Source organism: Burkholderia sp. FERM BP-3421 (genome assembly GCF_028657905.1).
In the GTDB taxonomy this organism is placed as follows: Bacteria; Pseudomonadota; Gammaproteobacteria; order Burkholderiales; family Burkholderiaceae; genus Burkholderia.
The window spans coordinates 2,689,160-2,706,639 of the sequence record NZ_CP117782.1; the positions used below are offsets into that span (position 1 = coordinate 2,689,160).

Consider the following 17,480-nt stretch of genomic DNA (forward strand, 5'->3'; position numbering starts at 1 on the left):
GGCGGTGGGCGGCGGACGGTGGACGGTGGACGGTGGACGGTGGACGGCGGGCGGCGGGCGGCGGGCGGCGGGCGGCGGGCGGTGAACAACCGCCACCCGCCGACGGGCCCGGCCGCCCTCCATCGCTCATCGCGCGGGCGGCCCCCGCCCGATCGCGCCCACCGCGTGCAGCGCCGCGATCTCCACCTCCGGCAGCCCGAGCAGCGTACGCAACACCTCGTCGGTCGCCTCGCCCAGTACCGGCGGCGCGCCGCGCACCGGCAGCCGCTCGCCGTCGAAGCGGTACGGCGGCGCGAACACGTCGACCTCCCCCGCGACCGGATGCGGCTGCCGGGTCACGAGCCCCGCCGCCCGCGCGCGCGGCGAGGTCAGCGCCTCGTGCAGGCCGAGCACTTCGCCGCAGGGAATACCGCCCTCGGCCAGCGCGGCCAGCAAATCCGCGCGACGACGCCGCGCGAGCGCCGCGCGAATCTCCGGCAGCAGCGCGGCGCGATGCTCGGAGCGGCCGAGGTTGGTGCCGAAGCGCGGGTCCGCGGCGAGATCCGCGCGCTCGATCGCCGCGCAAAAGCGCGCGAACTGCGCGTTGTTGCCGACCGTGATCACGAGTGGCCCATCAGCGGCGTCGAACACGCCATACGGCACGATCGACGGATGCGCGTTGCCGTAGCGCGGCGGATCGCGTTCGAGCAGCAGCGCCTCGAGCCCGTAGTACGACGTGATCATCAGCCCGCAATCGAACAGCGCCATCTCGATGCGGCGCCCGCGCCCGCTCGCATGGCGCTCGTACAGCGCGGCGAGGATCGCCTGCGCCGCGTACATGCCGGTGAACAGGTCGACCGCCGCGACGCCGAACTTGAGCGGCGGCTGCTCCGCCTCGCCATTGAGCGCCATCAGCCCCGCCTCGCCTTGCACGACCAGGTCGTAGCCCGGGCGCGTCGCCTCCGGCCCCGCGCGGTCATAGCCCGAAATCGCGCAATGGATCAGGCGCGGGTTCAACGCGTTGAGCGTGTCGTAGCCGAGCCCGAGCTTTTCCGCGCCGCCCGCCTTGAAGTTATGGATCACCACGTCGCTCTGCCGCACGAGCGCGTGCGCGAGCCGCCGGCCCGCCTCGCCACCGAGGTCGAGACAGACCGAGCGCTTGCTGCGGTTCACGCTGTTGAAGTACGCGGTCTCGGTCTCGCCGATGCGCAGGCCCCAGTCGCGCGTATCGTCGCCGCGCCCGGGATGCTCGACCTTGATCACTTCCGCGCCGAGATCCGCGAGCACCATCGCGCTCCACGGCCCCGCGAGCACCCGCGAGAAATCGAGCACGCGCACGCCCGCGAGCGGCAGCGCGGCCGCGCCCTCAGCGCCCATCGCCGGCTCCCGTCCGCGCATCCGCCGAGCGGGACAGCGCGATATAGCGCGCGAGGTGATGGTCCTCGTCGCCGAGCTGGTGATCGATCATCACGAGCCGCTTCGCATAGTGCGACAGCGGCAGTTCCCGGGTCATGCCGATCCCGCCGTGCAGCTGGATCGCCTCCTCCGCAACCCGCGCGCCGATCCGGCCGATGCTGTATTTCGCCGCCGCGAGCGCGCGTTCGCGCGCAAGCCGGTCCGCGCCGAGCTGCGCGGCCGCGTTGATGACGGCGGAACGCGCCTGCTCGATTTCCAGCGCCAGGTCGGCCATGCGGTGCTGCAAGGCCTGGAAGCTGCCGATCGGCACGCCGAACTGGCGGCGCGTGCGCAGGTGCTCGAGCGTATGCGCCTTCGCGACCTCCATCGCGCCCAGCGCCTCCGCGCACAGCGCGAGCACGCCGAGGCCGAGCGTCCGTTCGAGCAGCGCGGCGGCGTTGCCCGCCGGGCCGAGCCGCGCATCGTCGTCGAGCAGCACGCCGTCGAGGCGCAGCTCCGCCGCTCGGCCGCCGTCGATCTTCGGGTAGTCGCGTATCGCGAGGCCCGGGGCGCCGCTCGACACGACGAACAACGCGAGGCCCGCCTCGTCGTCGTCGCGGCCGTCCGTGCGCGCGGACACCACGAAGCAATCCGCCTGCCCGCCGTGGTCGACCACCGCCTTCGCGCCGTTCAGCCGCCACTGCGCGCCGTGCCGCTCGGCGCGCGCGCGCACCAGGAACGGCTCGTAGTGCGTGCCCGGCTCGGCATGCGCGAACGCGGCGGTCGCCGCGCCGTCGATCAGCGCCGCGACGCGCGCGCGGTGCCGCGCTTCGCCCGTCGCCGCGAGCGCGCGCCCCGCGAGCAGCGCGCCGAGGAACGGCTCGACCACGAGCCCGCGCCCCAGCGCCTCGAACACCACCGCGATGTCGAAACCCGCGCCGCCGAAGCCGCCGTCGGCCTCCTCGAACAGCGCGCCCACCGCCCCCAGTTCCGCGAAGCGCCGCCACAGCTCGGCGCTGTAGCCCGCGCCGGAGCGCGCGATCCGGTCACGCGCGGCAAACCCGTACTGCTCGCCGATGAAGCGCTCGAGCGTATCCGCCAGCATCCGGCGGTCGTCGGTATGTCGAAAGTCCATCGCCGCTCCTTACAGGCCCAGCATCATCTTCGCGATGATGTTCTTCTGGATTTCATTCGAGCCGCCGAAGATCGACAGCTTGCGCTGGTTGAAGTACTGCGTCGCCGCGCTGGCCGCCTCGGCCGGGCCGACCGGCGCCTCCGCGTGGCCGGCGTCGAGCGCGTCGTCGATGAAGGGTTGCGCATACGGTCCCATCGCGCGTCGCAGCAGCGCGGCGAGTTCCTGACGGATCTCCGTGCCGCGGATCTTCAGCATCGAGCTTTCCGCGCCCGGCGCGCCGCCGCCCGCCACCGCCGCGAGCACGCGCAGGTTGGTGGTCTTCATGTTGTCCAGTTCGATCTCGACGCGCGCGAGCCGCGCCGCGAACAGCGGATCGTCCGCGAGCGGCCGGCCGTGCTTCGTCACCTTCGCCGCGACCGCGCGCAGCCGTTCGAGCGCCGCGACCGAAAAGCCGATCCCCGCGATGTTGGTGCGCTCGTAGGTGAGCAGGTATTTCGCGTAGGTCCAGCCGCGATTCTCCTCGCCGACGAGATTCGCGACCGGCACCCGCACGTCGGTGAGGAACACCTCGTTGACCTCGTGCTCGCCGTCGAGCGTCACGATCGGCCGCACCTCGACGCCCGGCGCCGCCATGTCGATCAGCAGGAAGCTGATGCCCTCCTGCTTGCGCACGTCGGTCGCGGTGCGCACGAGGCAGAAGATCATGTTCGCGTAGTGGCCGAGCGTGGTCCAGGTCTTCTGGCCGTTGACCACGTAATGATCGCCGTCGCGCACCGCCGTGGTCCGGACCGCCGCGAGATCCGAGCCCGCGCCCGGCTCCGAGTAGCCCTGGCACCACCAGTCGACGCCGTCGAGGATGCGCGGCAGGTAATGGCGCTTCTGCGCGTCGCTGCCGTACTTGATCAGCACCGGGCCCAGCATGTTGACGCCGAACGGCACGATGCGCGGCGCGCCCGCGAGCGCGCACTCGTTGTCGAACAGGAACTTCTGCGCGACGCTCCAGCCCGGGCCGCCGTACTCGCGCGGCCAGTGGCTCGCGAGCCAGCCGCGCGCGTTCAGGATCGCGTGCCAGCTCAGCATGTCGTCGCGGGTGAGGCGCAGGCCGCCCTTCACCTTGCGCGCGATCGGCGCGGGCAGGTGTTCGCGCAGGAAGCGCCGCACCTCGGCGCGGAACGCTTCCTCTTCGGCGGTGAAATTCAGATCCATGATTCAGCTCTCGATGAAGACATCGGGCGCGCGGCGTTCAGCCCGCGCGATCCAGGCTCGCGAAGTTCGCGCCGCGCGCGACCAGGTCGACGAGCAGCGGCGACGGCGTCCAGAACAGCGGGTCCTCGCGCGCGAATTCGCGGATGTCGGCCAGCACGCGATCGAGGCCGAGCGTGTCCGCGTAGTGCATCGGACCACCGCGATAGCGCGGGAAGCCGTAGCCGTGCAGGAACACCGCGTCGACGTCGAGCGGGCGCAGCGCGATCCGCTCGTGCACGACGTTCGCGCCTTCGTTGATCATCGCGGCCAGGTAGCGGCGCACGATCTCCGCATCGCTGAACGCGCGCGGCGTCACGCCCCGCTCCGCGCGCTCGGCCGCCACGATCGCCTCGACCTCGGGATCCGGCACGCCGGCGCGCGCGCCGTCCGGATACCGGTAGTAGCCGCGCCCCGTCTTCTGGCCGAACCAGCCGCGCTCGCACAGCCGGTCGGAGATCGCGACATAGCGGGCGCGCGGATCGCGCGTCGCCGCGCGGCGCTTGCGGGTCGCCCAGCCGATGTCGCCGCCCGCGAGGTCGACCACCTGGAACGGCCCCATCGGGAAGCCGAACGCACGGACCGCACGGTCGATCTGGTACGGCGACGCGCCGTCCTCCATCAGATAGTCGGCCGCGGTGCGGTAGACCGCGAGCACGCGATTGCCGATGAAGCCGTCGCAGACGCCGGCGCGCACCGGAGTCTTGCGCAGCTTCGCCGCGAACGCGAACGCGCTCGCCACGACCGCCGGATCGACCTGCGCCGGCACCACCACCTCGAGCAGCTTCATCAGGTTGGCCGGCGAGAAGAAATGCAGGCCGATCACGTCGGCGGCGCGCGGCGTGCCGGCCGCGAGCGCGTCGATGTCGAGGTATGACGTGTTGGTCGCGAGCACCGCGCCCGGCTTGCACACGCGCGACAGTTCCGCGAACACGGCCTGCTTCACCGCCATGTCCTCGAACACCGCCTCGATCACGAGATCGGCCTGCGCGAGCGCGTCGTAGGTCGTGCCGCCGTGCAGGCGCGCGAGCCGTTCGGTCTGCGCGGCGGGCGTGAGGCGGCCCTTCGCGACGAGCCCCGCATAGACCTTCTCGACGTGCGCGCGACCGCGTTCGAGCGCGGCCGCGTCACGCTCGATCAGCGTGACGGGCAGCCCCGCGTCGAGCACCGCGACGGCGATGCCCGCGCCCATCGTGCCGCCGCCGACGATCCCGACCCGCGCGATCGGGCGCGGCGTCGCGCCGCGCGCCTCGGGCGCCTTCGCGGCCTCGCGCTCCGCGAAGAACGCGTGCACGAGCCCCGCGCGCTGCGGGCTGTCGAGACAGGCGGCGAACAGCTCGCGCTCGCGCCGCAGCCCGGCGTCGAACGGCAGCGTGAGCGCGGCCTCGACCGCGTCGACGATCTTCGGCGGCGAGAACAGGCCGCGCGCGCGGCGCGTCGTCTCCGCGCGCGCCGCATCGAGCGCCGCCTGCGCGGACGCGCGATCGGCAAGCGCCTGCGCATCGCGGGTGCGGCGCACCGGCGCGCCCGCCGCGAGCAGTTCCTGCGCATACGCAAGCCCTTCGGCGAGCGTGTCGTCGCTGTGCGCGACGCGATCGACGAGCCCGAGCCGATGCGCCTCCTCCGCGCCGACATGGCGGCCGCTCAACATCAGGTCGAGCGCCGCCTGCGCGCCGATCAGGCGCGGCGCGCGCTGCGTGCCGCCCGCGCCCGGCAGCAGGCCGAGCAGCACTTCGGGCAGGCCGAGCTTCGCGCCCGGCACCGCGAGCCGGTAGTGCGCGGCGAGCGCGATCTCGAGGCCGCCGCCGAGCGCCGCGCCGTGCAGCGCGACCACCACCGGCTTCGCGCAATCCTCGATCGCCTGGCAGACCTCGGGCAACAGCGGCGGCAGCGGCGGCTTGCCGAACTCGCGAATGTCCGCGCCCGCGATGAAATTGCGCCCCGCGCCGACGATCAGCACGGCCGCGACGGCCGGATCGACGGCCGCGGCCTGCAGCGCGTCGAGCAGGCCGCGCCGCACCGCGGCGGACAGCGCATTGACGGGCGGATGGTCGAGCGTGACGACGAGCACCTTGTCGCGCCGCTCGCGCGCCACCGGTTCGTGATTCATCGGGGGTTCCTGCTCCTGGTTCATCGTGGCTCCGGGTCGGATCGCGCCGGCCGGCGCGGGTCGTGAGCCCGATTCTCGATTGATCCACCCGAATTGACAATTCCCCGAGTCCTTTACAATCCGTCAAGTCTGCTTTGACAATGAGTGTCGCGATGGATCTGAATGCGCTCACGCTGCTCGTCGACATCCTCGACGCGGGCAATCTCAGCAAGGCGGCGCAGCGGCTGCGGGTGAGCCGCGCGAACGTCAGCTACCGGCTCAACCAGCTGGAGAAATCGATCGGCCTGCAGCTGGTGCGGCGCACCACGCGGCGCATCGAGCCGACCGAGATCGGGCTGCGGCTGTACGAACACGGACGGCGGATCCAGAGCGAGCTGCTGGCCGCCGAGGAAGTCGTGACGACGCTCGGCCAGGACCTGCAGGGACGGGTCCGGCTGTCGGTGCCGAGCGGCTACGGGCAACTCGTGATGTCGGCGTGGCTGATCACTTTCAAGCGGCTCTATCCGGGCATCGTGCTCGACGTGGTGTTCGAGAACCGCGTCGAAGACCTGATGCGCGACGAGGTCGACATCGCGGTGCGCGTGATGTCCGAACCGCCGCAAAACCTGGTCGCGCGCGACATGGGCGCGGTGCGCTACGTCGCGTGCGCGTCGGCGGCGTATGCGGCCGCGCACGGCATGCCGGGCAGCCTCGGCGCGCTGCGCGGCGCGCCCCTCATCACCTCGGCGGTGATGGGGCGGCAGTTGCGCGTCGCCGCGTATCTCGGCGACGAGCGCCACGAGGTGCTGCTCGAACCCACCCTGATTTCGGAGAACTTCCTGTTCCTGCGCGACGCGATCCTCGCGGGGCTCGGCGTCGGCCTCGTGCCGGACTACGTGGTGCACGACGACGCGCGGCGCGGCGCGGTGGCAACCGCGCTCGACGCATACCGGCTCAGCATCTTCGGCACCCACATGTACATGCTGTACATGCCGGACCGGCATCACACGCGCGCGATGTCGACCTTCATCGACTTCGTGCTCGACGAGGCGCGGCGCAGCGGGCGCGGCGACGGCTGACGCGATGCACGTCAGGGTTTATGGTCGGATGACAATCCGCTTGCGCGGCGGTGACAATGACACGCCGCCGCGCCGACCGGCGCGGCGGCCCCGAACCCTGAGCGAGGTGTCGATGACGAACCGGAATCACCCGCGCGAGCACGGCGCATGGATGCGCGCCGCGCTCGCGGTATTGCTCGCCGGCATGGCGGCCTGTTCGAGCGCGCCCGACGCGTCGGCGCCGCATGCGCCGACCGCCGGGGCGGCCGCGCCCGCGCCCGCGCCGAGCGACGGCGGCGCGCTGCCCGCGCCGCCGGAAGCCGCCTCGGGCTGGACCGACAAGCCGGGCTGGACCGCGCAGCGCGACATGATCGCGGCCGCCAATCCGCTCGCGGCGCAGGCCGGCAACCAGATGCTGAAGGCGGGCGGCAGCGCGGTCGACGCGGCGATCGCGGCGCAACTGGTGCTGACGCTCGTCGAGCCGCAATCGTCGGGCATCGGCGGCGGCGCGTTCCTGCTGTACGCGAATGCGCAGGGCATGCAGGCCTACGACGGCCGGGAGACCGCGCCGGCCGCCGCGACCGATCGCCTGTTCCTCGGCCCGGACGGCAAGCCGCTGCCGTTCTATCAAGGCGTGGTGGGCGGCCGCTCGGTGGGCGCGCCGGGCGTGCTGCGCATGCTCGAGCTCGCGCATCGCGCGCACGGCAGGCTGCCGTGGCGCACGCTGTTCCAGCCGGCGATCCGGCTCGCCGGACAGGGTTTCGCGATCAGCCCGCGGCTCGCGTCGCTGCTCGCGAGCGAGCGCTACCTGATGAACGATCCGGCCGCGCGCGCCTATTTCTACAACCGCGACGGCACGCCGAAGCAGGCCGGCGCGATCCTCAGGAATCCGCAGCTTGCGGCGGTGCTGGCGCAGGTGGCCGAGCATGGCGCGAATGCGTTCTACAGCGGCCCGATCGCACGCGACATCGTCGCCAAGGTGCGCCGGCATCCGACCAACCCGGGCCTCCTCACCGTTCAGGATCTCGCCCGCTACCGCGCGAAGGCGCGCGCCCCGCTGTGCGCCGACTACCGCAAGTGGACCGTGTGCGGGATGCCGCCGCCGTCGTCGGGCGGCCTCGCCATCGCGCAGATGCTGGGGATCCTCGCGGCCATGCCGGACTGGCAGCAGATCGGCGCGCAAAAACCGGTGCGCAACGCGTACGGCGACGAGCCGACGCCGTTCGCGGCGCACCTGTTCAGCGAAGCCGGGCGGCTCGCCTACGCGGATCGCGCGCGCTACGTGGCCGATCCCGATTTCACGCCGCTGCCCGGCGGCGATGCGAAATCGCTGACGGACCCGCGTTATCTCGCGCAGCGCGCGCGGCTCGTCGGCGACGTCAGCATGGGGCGCGCCCCGGCCGGCACGCCCGACGGCGCGACGCTCGCGCGCGCCGACGATCGCAGCCCGGAACTGCCCTCGACCTCGCAGATCTCGGTGGTCGACCGGTACGGCGGCGCGGTGTCGATGACGACCAGCATCGAGGATCAGTTCGGTTCGCGCCTGATGGTGCGCGGCTTCCTGCTCAACAACCAGCTGACCGATTTCTCGTTCGTCTCGGAGGAGAACGGGCGGCCGGTCGCGAACCGGGTGCAGGCGGGCAAGCGGCCGCGCTCGTCGATGGCGCCCGAGATCGTGTTCGAGAAAGGCACGCGGCGCGTGATGATGGTGGTCGGCTCGCCGGGCGGCTCGTCGATCATCAACTACGTCGCGAAGACGCTGATCGGAACCATGGACTGGGGCATGACGATGCAGCAGGCGATCGCGCTGCCCAACTTCGGCTCGCGCAACGGGCCGACCGAGCTGGAGAAGGGGCGCGTGTCCGACGCGCTCGTCGACGGGCTCAAGGCGCGCGGGCATGAGGTCGCGCTCGTGGACCTCACGTCCGGCGTGCAGGGCATCCAGCGCATCAATGTCGAAGGGCAGTCGGTGTGGTTCGGCGGCGCGGATCCCCGGCGCGAAGGGGTCGCGATGGGGCATTGAGGGCGCCGCGCCGACGCGAGCGGTGTCCGGCCCGCCGGGCGGCGGGCCCCGGCTACCGGACAGCGGCCCCGCGCGAAGCGTCACCGCCCTGCAGTTCGGCGAGCGCGATGTCGCATTGGAATTCGACGGGGGTGCGCAATTGATGGCGGGTCGTCTTCGGCGGATAGAGATGACGCCGCAGCCCGCGCGCGATCACATCCGCCGGCGAGAGCGCGAACTCCGGACGACGCGAGGCCAGGATCACGCTGGAATAGTCGAGCAACAGGCACGGCACCCAGGACAGCGCGGACCGCAAGGCGAACTCTCGCCGATGATGGCCGTCCATGATGACGTGCGTGGCTTGCTCGATCAGCAGCGGATAGCGCCAGCAGCCCAGCGCCGCGATCTCGCGGGAGACGTCCTGTACGCGGGCCTCGATGAATTCCTCGGTGGGCAACAGGTGTTCGGGCCGCAACAGCACGAGATCGCTGCGCTGGACGATGGTCTTCGTGACGATGATGCCGCTCAAGAGTGTTCCTCCCTGTCACGCAATGTGACGACGATTGATCTCGGCCCGCCCCGCTCGTTCGCGTCGCCGCGATCCGCATGGCCCATGCAAAGTAAGGGTATCCAGTCCGTTAGGGCGGTATTAAACTGGCGCACTTCGACACCCATTCAGGAGCCGCGACATGAATTCGACGACTCTCCTACTGTATGTCATCGCCGTCTCCGCCGTCACGGTCACGCCGGGCCCCACGATGCTGCTCGCGCTGAACAACGGCGCCACGCGCGGGATGCGCATCGCGGCGTACGGCATCGCCGGGGCCGCGCTGTCCGATCTCATCCTGATCGGCGCGGTCGGATGCGGGCTCGGCGCGATCATGCAGGCCTCGGAGCACCTGTTCGCGCTGCTGAAGTGGGTGGGCGCCGTCTACCTGCTGTACCTCGCCTGGTCGCTGTGGCGCGCGCCCGCGACCCCGCCCCAGGCCGATGCCGTGCAGGCGGACGGCGCACAGGACGGCCGCTCCGCATTCAAGCGCTCGCTGCTCGTCGCCCTGTCGAATCCGAAGGGGCTGCTGTTCTTCTCGGCCTTCCTGCCGCAGTTCATCCAGCCTCAAGCGAGCGCGGCGACCCAGTACGCCACGCTCGCCATCCTCACCGCCGTGATCGACATCCTGTTGATGAGCGTCTACGCGGTCAGCGGCTATCACGTGATGAAGGTGATGTCCGGACAGGCGCTGAAATGGCTGAACCGGGGTTGCGCCGGCATGCTGGCCGGCCTGGCGATCGCCCTCAGCCTCTATCGCCGCAACACCGTGGCCTGAGGCGATGACGCGCCGGCGCCCGGCGCATCGGCGCCCGACGCATCGGCGCCCGACCCGGCGTCAGTCGACGACCGGCAGCTTGGCGAGCGCGGCCGCCATCTCGGCTTCATCGTAAGTCTGGTCGGCGAGCTTCGACGCGTTGAAGTTCTGATACGCGCTCATGTCGAAATGACCATGCCCGGACAGGTTGAACAGGATGCTCTCCGGCCGCCCTTCCCGCTTGCACCGCAACGCTTCCTGAATGGCGCAGGACACGGCATGCGTGGCTTCCGGCGCGGGCACGATGCCTTCGCAGCGCGCGAACAGCTGGCCCGCGGCAAAGCACTCGGTTTGCTGGAAGGCCATCGCCTCGATCAGACCCAACTCGCGGATGTGCGACACCAGCGGCGCCATGCCGTGATACCGCAGCCCCCCTGCATGGAGCCCCGGCGGTGTGAAGGTCGCGCCCAGCGTGTGCATCTTCGCGAGCGGCGTGATGCCCGCCGTGTCGCCGAAGTCATAGGCATACTGCCCGCGCGTCAACGACGGACACGCCGACGGCTCCGCCGCGATATAGCGGCGCGAGCGTCCGCCGCGCAACTGCTGGCCGAGGAACGGGAAGACCAGGCCCGCGAAATTCGACCCGCCGCCCGTGCACGCAATGATGACGTCGGGATCGTCGCCGGCCATCTCCATCTGCATCAGCGCTTCCTGACCGACGATGGTCTGGTGCAGCAGCACGTGATTCAGGACCGAGCCGAGCGCATAGCGCGTCTCCGGCGTCGCCCCGGCCGCCTCGACCGCCTCGGAGATGGCGATGCCGAGCGAACCGGGATGCTCGGGATCGCCGGCCAGGATCGAACGGCCGAATGCGGTCTCCAGCGACGGCGACGCCAGGCAGCGCGCGCCGTAGGTTTCCATCAGCGCCCGGCGATACGGCTTCTGGTCGTATGAGATGCGAACCTGGTAGACGGTGACGTCCAGCCCGAACAGTTGTCCGGCGAATGCGAGCGAGGCGCCCCATTGTCCCGCGCCGGTTTCCGTGACCAGGCGCTTGATGCCGGCCTGCTGGTTGTACCAGGCCTGCGGCACCGCCGAATTCGGCTTGTGCGATCCGGACGGAGACACCCCCTCATACTTGTAGTAGATGCGCGCCGGCGTATCGAGCGCCCGTTCCAGCCGATGCGCGCGAATCAGCGGCGACGGCCGCCACAGCCGATACACGTCGCGCACGGCGTCGGGGATCGGGATCTCCCGTTCGGTCGACAGTTCCTGCTCGATGATCGCGGGCGGGAACAGGCCCGCGAGGTCGCTCGCCTGGATGGGCTGCCGCGTGCCGGGATGCAGCATCGGCGGCGCGGGTCGGGGCAGATCCGCGACGAGGTTGTACCAGACGCGCGGAAGTTTCGACTCGTCGAGCATGAAGCGGGTAGTCTGATTCATCACAATCGTTCCGTTAGTTAAGGCATGGGCAGGGAAAATCGGCCGTCAACGCATGACCGGACAGCAGTTGAGCCGTGCAGGACGCCTGTGGCCAATGCGCGTGGATCGCCTCGCGCAGGACGGCGGACAACGCGAGCAGATCGGCCTCGCCGCCGGCATGCAGCGCTTCCGCCACGACGAACGCCCGCGTGGTCGACGACGAAATGGCGGAGAAGCCGCTTTGCCGATGGGACCATTTGCGCGCATGCGCGCGGCCGGACTCGTCCTCGAAGGTGACTTCGCCGGCCGGCACGACGGCCGTCTCGCCGTCGAATCCCTCATACGCGGAACGGCCGGAGGCGTAACCGACCTCGAGCCGCCCGTCGATCCGGTCGATGTCCAGCCCGGCCACGGGCACCGCGAAGCGCGCGGACAACGCATTGCAGAGCAGCACGAACGGATGCAGACCGACCGTGAACGCATCGCTGGTTCTCAGACGCCGGAGAATCGATTCGGCCGCCATGCGGAACTTGGTCGGATCGACGCCGCTCTGCCGATAGGCCGCCCGCCAGTCGCGCACCGATTCGATCTGGCTCTCCGAACCCTGTTGCCGCAGCCGTTCGCGCGCGATCGCCAGGTTCGCCTCGACCGCCTCGCTCACGCTCGGCTCGGGAGACAGCCCGTCCACGAAGCACACGAGCGATCGCAGTTTCGGAAAATCGGCGACCAGCGTTCCGGCATACCTGAAGGCGCGCATCATGAATTCGTCAGCCCCTTCTCGCGCAACTGAAGCGCCGTGAGCGTATCGATGATCGCGCGGTAGATCGCGACGATCGCATCGGCGTTCCCGTCGGCGCGACGCGCGCGCGCCGCCGCCGCGTCGAGCACCTGCTGAACGCGGTCGCAGCCGCGGATTTCCTCGACCGTGTGCTTGTGCTTGGATGCCTCCAATGCAAGCGCGATGCGTTTCGCCAGGAGCGGGACGATCTGATCGTCGATGCCGTCGATCTGTCGGCGGATGTCGGCCAGTTGTTCCGGGATGGACATGAGAATGCCTCCAACAAAGTAGGGGTGAGCGGGAACGGGGCGGGCGGGCGCTATGCCGCGCGCTCGTTGACGGTATGCGGCGCCAGATACTGCGCCCGCTGCGCGGGCGGCACCGCGCGCAGCAGGCCGGCCATGCCGATCATGCGCATCAGCATCGCGTGCAGCGATTCGAGCCCCTCTCGATCCTTCATGCCGGCGCCCGGCGAACCGCCGTGGATGACGACCGGGTAGCCGCTGCCGACGAGAATCATTCTGTTGAGCAGGAAATTGCTGACCAGCTGGTGAAACACGGCTTCGTGCGCATAGCGCCGGCCGGTGATCACCGCACCCGCGACCTTGTTGGCCAGCGGTCGCTCGAAACGGAGATAGCCGACCCCGGCGCGCTCGATGAAGATCTGCATCGGATGCGCCATGCCGTAGCCGTGGACCGGCACCGCGTAGATGATCCCGTCGGCCTTGCGAAGCCTCGCGACGATCCCCGGCATGTCGTCGTCCAGCTCGCACGAGGTCGAGCGCATGTTGCATTCGCCGCATCCTCCGCACGGCAGGATCCGATGCTCGCGCAGATGCACGACGTCTATCGTGCACGCGTGATCCGCCAGGATCGAGCGGATGTGTTCGGCGACCTGCTCGGTGTTGCCCATTGCCCGTTCCGAGCCCGTGACGATCGCGAAATGCAGCGGCGTCGCTTCAGGTGGATTCATGATCGATGGCCCTCGTCAGATGCGCTGGAATCGCTGCCGCAATGCCAGGGGCGCGGTCAGGTCCAGCAGATATTTGTCGGTTCGGCACGCGGCTGCGTCGAGATAGCCGATCCCCTGCGAAGGATCGAGCGGAAATCCCGGCACCGCGGCTTGCAGATGAAGATCGCGGCTGGGCTGGAAGCGCGTCGCCATGGCCCAGAACAGGTCCTCCGGGGAATGGATGTCGATATCCTCGTCGACGACCCAGATCGCCTTGACGAGGCGGTGTCGCGCGATCACCTCGTCGCGGAGCCGCGCCATCGCGCCGTCCGTGTCGCGGTGTTTCCTGACGCGCAGCACGGCAATCAGCTGGCCGCCGCCGGCGGACAGATAATGCACATCGAGCACGGCCAGGTCGGCGCCGGGCCGCTGCGCGAAATAGCGGATCATGCCGGCCTCGGTCGGCAAGGCAAGCAGCTCGGATTGCTCCTTGCCCGGCCCGAGAAACGCCTGATAGATCGGCGAGCGCCGATGGAACACCGCGGATACCTCGATCACCGGCAACGCGGCGTGCGCGTCGCCCATGTAGCCCAGGAACTCCGGCATCGCCCCGCGCGCGGCGGCGTGCGCGCGCTCGTCCGCGGTATCCGCGAGCAGCATGCCTTCGATGACGATTTCGCTCTGCGCGAGACAGAACGTCTCGTTCGTCGCACAGCGCGCGATGTCGATCGGCTTGCCCAGGAGGGCGCCTGCGGTTTCCAGTTCGCCACGGCCGGGTTCGACGAAGGGCGCGCTCAGGCACGACGCGAGATAGACCGCGGGCGGCGCACCGATGTTGATCGAGATCGGCAGCGGACGACGCTGGTCGAGCGCTTTCCGATACAGCTGGTCGAGGTCGCGACCCGGCAGGATCCAGATCGTCAGGCGCGTGGCGTCCAGCACGCGCATCCGGTGGATCGACACGCTTGCGAATCCGCGGTCCGGATCCCCCGCGCACACGATGCCGGCGGTCAGATACGGCCCGGCGTCGTCCGCCGTGGTCGTCAGGATCGGGAGCGCATCCAGCCCCGCCGGCGCCTGCTCCTCGCGGCACGGCGGCGCGGCGCACCAGCGCGGCGCAATGCGGGCGCCCAGCTTCAGCGCGAGATGTCGCGCACCGCTCCCGGGACTCGCGCCGAGCAGCCATTCATTGCGCGCCCGCGAGCCGAAGCAGCCCATGGCCACGGGCATGCGCCCGTTCGCGCCGGTGTACAGGACGACAGGCTCATCGCCGCTGCGCGGGCTCCCCGGCGATACGGCGAAGTGCGTGCGATAGTGGGCCGCGATTTCCAGATGAGGATCGAGCCCCGCGTCCATTTCCACGAGCGCATCGCGCGCGCGCCAGGCGTCGAGCGCATCTCGCAGCGAGTGAGGGGGAGACCAATGACGGATCGGCATGTGTCCACCGGCGCATCAACGCGACGCGGCTTCCGTCTGGTTGTCGACCACGAACACGAGGGTCCGGCCGTCGACCGCGCCGCGGGACCGATGCCGGACGCCGTCGGGAATCGAGAATGCCGCGCCCGGGTGGCAGTCGAATGTCTGGTCGTCGAAGATGATCGTGAAGCGCCCCTCGAGGACATAACCCTGATGCCCGACCAGACACCAGTGCTGTTCGTCGAACCCGGGCGGCAGTTCGAGCAGGCGCAGGCGCTTGCCGTTGGAATAGAAGATCTTGACCCGCCCATCGGCGCCGGGCTTGGTCCAGCGCTCCCAGGGCGCCTGCTCGGCATCGAAGGTGACGGGATCGTAGGCAATGTTGGACATCGTGGCGTTCCGTTAGTGAGAGAAAAGGACTGCTGATTAGACAGGGACGGCTACGCGCCTGGACGACGCGGCGCCCAGGTGGTGTTCGAAGAAACTGCTGAAGATCGACAGGCCGTTCTCCGTGGAGATGCTTTCCGGATGAAACTGCACGCCCTCGACCGGCAAATGCCGATGACGCACCCCCATCACCTGCTGGTCGTCCAACGCGTGCGCCGTGACGATCAACGCGTCCGGCACGCTGTCGCGCGCGATCACGAGCGAGTGGTAGCGTGTGGCGGCAAACGGCTTGCCCGAGGTCTTTCGGAACACGCCGATCCCGTCGTTGGCGATCACGCTCGTCTTGCCATGCATGCAGATGGGCGCGCGCACGACTTGCCCGCCATAGGCCATCCCGATGGCCTGATGCCCGAGGCAGACCCCCAGCACCGGCGCGCGCCGCTCCAGCGCGCGGATCATGTCCGGATAGCGCGCCTCCTCGGGACGCCCGGGCCCCGGCCCCAGCACCACGGCATCCGGCGGATCGGCGAGCATCGCGTCGATCCCCGGATCGTCGTAGCGCAGAACACGGGTATCCAGTCCGATCGATCGGAGATAGATATCAATGACAAATACGAAGCTGTCGTACGCATCCACGAGCACAACCTTCATGCGAGCAACTCCTGTCCAGTGACGGTGCGATAGAGCATGCGCAACTTGGCCAGCGTTTCCTGCCATTCGCGTTCCGGATGCGAGTCGTACACCACGCCCGCGCTGGCGCGCAGCCGATATTCGCCTTCGATCCGGCATGCCATCCGAATGCAGAGCGCCAGGTTCATCTCGCCGCGAAAATCGATCAGCCCGATCGCGCCGGCGTATTGGCCGCGCGGCGAGGCCTCCAGGTTCTCGATGATTTCCATCGCGCGGATTTTCGGCGCGCCGACCATCGTGCCCGCGGGAAACGTGGCGCGCAGCACGTCGATCGCATCGCACTCGGGACGCAGATCGCCGGATACGGTCGAGACGAGGTGATACAGCGAGGGAAATTCCTCCAGGGCCATCAAGCTCGGCACCTCGAGCGAGCCCGGCTTGCAGATGCGCCCGATATCGTTGCGGCACAGATCGACCAGCATCACGTGCTCGGCGTTCTCCTTCACGGACGCGCTCAGTTCGTTCCTCAGCGCCTGCGGATCCATCCCGGCCGATTTCGCCAGGGTGCCCGCGATCGGCCGCATCGACAGCCGGCGGCCCGCGAGCCGCACGTAGTTCTCGGGGCTCGCGCCGACCAGCGTCATGTCGTCGGCCTGATGCAGGAACATGTACGGCGAGGGATTCTGCATCCGGAGCTTCGCGTAGAGCGACAACGGGTCCATCGCGGATCCGATGCGGATTTCATGCCCCAGTTGAACCTGGTAGATGTCCCCCGCATGGATATGCTCCAGCGCGGTCCACGACGCATCGAGATAGCGCCCCTTGGTGGTCGACCATCGAATCTCTCCGACCTCCGGCGAAACCGGCAGGAACGGCGACGGCGCGTCGAACAGTCCCAGCAGGGCCGGGAGGTCCGGCGCATCGAAGCCCGGCGCGTGGTTCACGTACAGGGTCGCGCCATCCGTCCCGAAGAGGATCATGTGCTGGTAGAGATCCAGGCGGATCAGCGTCGATTCGTCACGCGGCAGGCGGCGAGGCAGGCGCTCGACGAGCGCGGCCGCGTCGTAGCCGATCCTTGCCACGAAGCCGGCGACGAAGGGCTCCCCGGCGTTCTCCATCCGGTAGCTCGAGAACAGCAAGGTGCGAAGCATGCGCCACAGCAGATCCGTGGAAGCCAGCGCCGCACGCCCGGCGGCATCGAACCGGGGCATGCCCGGCACCGCCTCGACCGTGCGAATCAGGTGCTGGCGCACGGCGTCGGCGGCGTCGATGCGCACCTCGTCGGCCGTCATGCAAATCGAGCCCAGCTTGTTGACGGCGACGAACGACTGCTGGCAATCGGCCGCCGGCCCGCGCACCGATTCGGCGAGAAATGCGTGTTGCGCTCCGAATCGTTCGACAGCCAGGCGATACACGCTGAACGGATCGACGCCGGGTTTGATGCCGATTGGGAAAACTTCTGTCTGGATGGTGTGCATCACAAATAGATTCGCTGGTTGGTCACAACACGCTTAATCGTTTCCAAATAATCAGCCTTGAAAAAGAATCGCACCAGATACACGGAACCACGCTTTAACACTCGCACCTGACGCAAGTTGTATTCTGTGCTCCCCTCATATCGGGCTATCTGTACCGGGTTACGCGAGACATCTCGCAACAATTCAATTACAAAAAAACACACCCGAACAGCA

At 69.3% G+C, this 17,480-nt stretch carries 16 protein-coding genes; 3 read left to right on the top strand and 13 right to left on the bottom strand.

The window, feature by feature from the left end; all coding sequences use genetic code 11:
* Positions 1 to 126 precede the first annotated feature (126 nt).
* From Bsp3421_RS28115 to Bsp3421_RS28130, 4 genes are read right to left on the bottom strand one after another with little or no spacing between them, the layout of a single operon-like run.
* On the bottom strand, positions 127 to 1,356 hold the full coding sequence (locus tag Bsp3421_RS28115) for a CaiB/BaiF CoA transferase family protein (protein ID WP_273999292.1): 1,230 nt from the start codon (positions 1,354 to 1,356) through the stop codon (positions 127 to 129).
* Positions 1,346 to 2,509 carry an acyl-CoA dehydrogenase family protein gene (locus Bsp3421_RS28120; RefSeq protein WP_273999293.1) on the bottom strand — a complete coding sequence of 388 codons (1,164 nt, stop codon included), beginning with the start codon at positions 2,507 to 2,509 and terminating at the stop codon, positions 1,346 to 1,348. Before Bsp3421_RS28120 ends, Bsp3421_RS28115 begins: the two co-directional genes overlap by 11 nt.
* Positions 2,510 to 2,518: 9 nt before the next feature.
* Positions 2,519 to 3,715: an acyl-CoA dehydrogenase family protein gene (locus Bsp3421_RS28125; RefSeq protein ID WP_273999294.1), complete on the bottom strand. Its 1,197-nt coding sequence runs from the start codon at positions 3,713 to 3,715 to the stop codon at positions 2,519 to 2,521.
* A gap of 37 nt (positions 3,716 to 3,752) precedes the next feature.
* The gene (locus Bsp3421_RS28130; protein ID WP_443111538.1) at positions 3,753 to 5,861 is read right to left on the bottom strand and encodes a 3-hydroxyacyl-CoA dehydrogenase NAD-binding domain-containing protein; all 2,109 of its coding nucleotides are present in this window, start codon (positions 5,859 to 5,861) and stop codon (positions 3,753 to 3,755) included.
* Positions 5,862 to 6,013: 152 nt separating this feature from the next.
* On the opposite strand from Bsp3421_RS28130, the gene Bsp3421_RS28135 reads away from it, so the two are divergent.
* Together Bsp3421_RS28135 and ggt are read left to right on the top strand one after the other, a co-directional pair.
* Entirely contained in the window at positions 6,014 to 6,919 is a 906-nt protein-coding gene (locus Bsp3421_RS28135; RefSeq protein WP_273999297.1) for a LysR family transcriptional regulator, read from the top strand.
* Between the two features lie 112 nt (positions 6,920 to 7,031).
* On the top strand, positions 7,032 to 8,921 hold the full coding sequence (gene ggt / locus Bsp3421_RS28140) for a gamma-glutamyltransferase (protein ID WP_443111539.1): 1,890 nt from the start codon (positions 7,032 to 7,034) through the stop codon (positions 8,919 to 8,921).
* 52 nt (positions 8,922 to 8,973) lie between these two features.
* Here the strand turns inward: ggt and Bsp3421_RS28145 are convergent, their stop codons facing one another.
* A complete protein-coding gene (locus tag Bsp3421_RS28145) occupies positions 8,974 to 9,429 on the bottom strand; it encodes a hypothetical protein (protein ID WP_273999298.1) in 456 nt (151 codons plus the stop codon).
* Between the two features lie 160 nt (positions 9,430 to 9,589).
* On the opposite strand from Bsp3421_RS28145, the gene Bsp3421_RS28150 reads away from it, so the two are divergent.
* Positions 9,590 to 10,225, top strand: coding sequence for a LysE family translocator (locus Bsp3421_RS28150; RefSeq protein ID WP_273999299.1), 636 nt, complete (start codon positions 9,590 to 9,592; stop codon positions 10,223 to 10,225).
* A gap of 60 nt (positions 10,226 to 10,285) precedes the next feature.
* On the opposite strand, the gene Bsp3421_RS28155 is transcribed toward Bsp3421_RS28150, so the two are convergent.
* From Bsp3421_RS28155 to Bsp3421_RS28190, 8 genes are read right to left on the bottom strand one after another with little or no spacing between them, the layout of a single operon-like run.
* Positions 10,286 to 11,647 (bottom strand): TrpB-like pyridoxal phosphate-dependent enzyme, encoded by a 1,362-nt coding sequence (locus Bsp3421_RS28155; protein ID WP_273999300.1) that lies wholly within the window; start codon positions 11,645 to 11,647, stop codon positions 10,286 to 10,288.
* A 13-nt stretch (positions 11,648 to 11,660) separates the two neighbouring features.
* Positions 11,661 to 12,383 carry a B3/B4 domain-containing protein gene (locus Bsp3421_RS28160; RefSeq protein WP_273999301.1) on the bottom strand — a complete coding sequence of 241 codons (723 nt, stop codon included), beginning with the start codon at positions 12,381 to 12,383 and terminating at the stop codon, positions 11,661 to 11,663.
* Positions 12,383 to 12,673, bottom strand: a complete 291-nt coding sequence (locus Bsp3421_RS28165) for a chorismate mutase (RefSeq protein ID WP_273999302.1) — start codon at positions 12,671 to 12,673, stop codon at positions 12,383 to 12,385. Before Bsp3421_RS28165 ends, Bsp3421_RS28160 begins: the two co-directional genes overlap by 1 nt.
* A gap of 50 nt (positions 12,674 to 12,723) precedes the next feature.
* Complete coding sequence (locus Bsp3421_RS28170; RefSeq protein WP_273999303.1) at positions 12,724 to 13,377, bottom strand: flavodoxin family protein; 654 nt, start codon at positions 13,375 to 13,377, stop codon at positions 12,724 to 12,726.
* Positions 13,378 to 13,392: 15 nt separating this feature from the next.
* A complete protein-coding gene (locus Bsp3421_RS28175; protein ID WP_273999304.1) occupies positions 13,393 to 14,793 on the bottom strand; it encodes a UbiD family decarboxylase in 1,401 nt (466 codons plus the stop codon).
* A 15-nt stretch (positions 14,794 to 14,808) separates the two neighbouring features.
* The gene (locus Bsp3421_RS28180) at positions 14,809 to 15,162 is read right to left on the bottom strand and encodes a cupin domain-containing protein (RefSeq protein WP_273999305.1); all 354 of its coding nucleotides are present in this window, start codon (positions 15,160 to 15,162) and stop codon (positions 14,809 to 14,811) included.
* Between the two features lie 36 nt (positions 15,163 to 15,198).
* A complete protein-coding gene (locus tag Bsp3421_RS28185) occupies positions 15,199 to 15,795 on the bottom strand; it encodes an anthranilate synthase component II (RefSeq protein WP_273999306.1) in 597 nt (198 codons plus the stop codon).
* Positions 15,796 to 15,806: 11 nt separating this feature from the next.
* Positions 15,807 to 17,204, bottom strand: a complete 1,398-nt coding sequence (locus Bsp3421_RS28190) for an anthranilate synthase component I family protein (RefSeq protein WP_273999308.1) — start codon at positions 17,202 to 17,204, stop codon at positions 15,807 to 15,809.
* Positions 17,205 to 17,480: the final 276 nt, after the last annotated feature.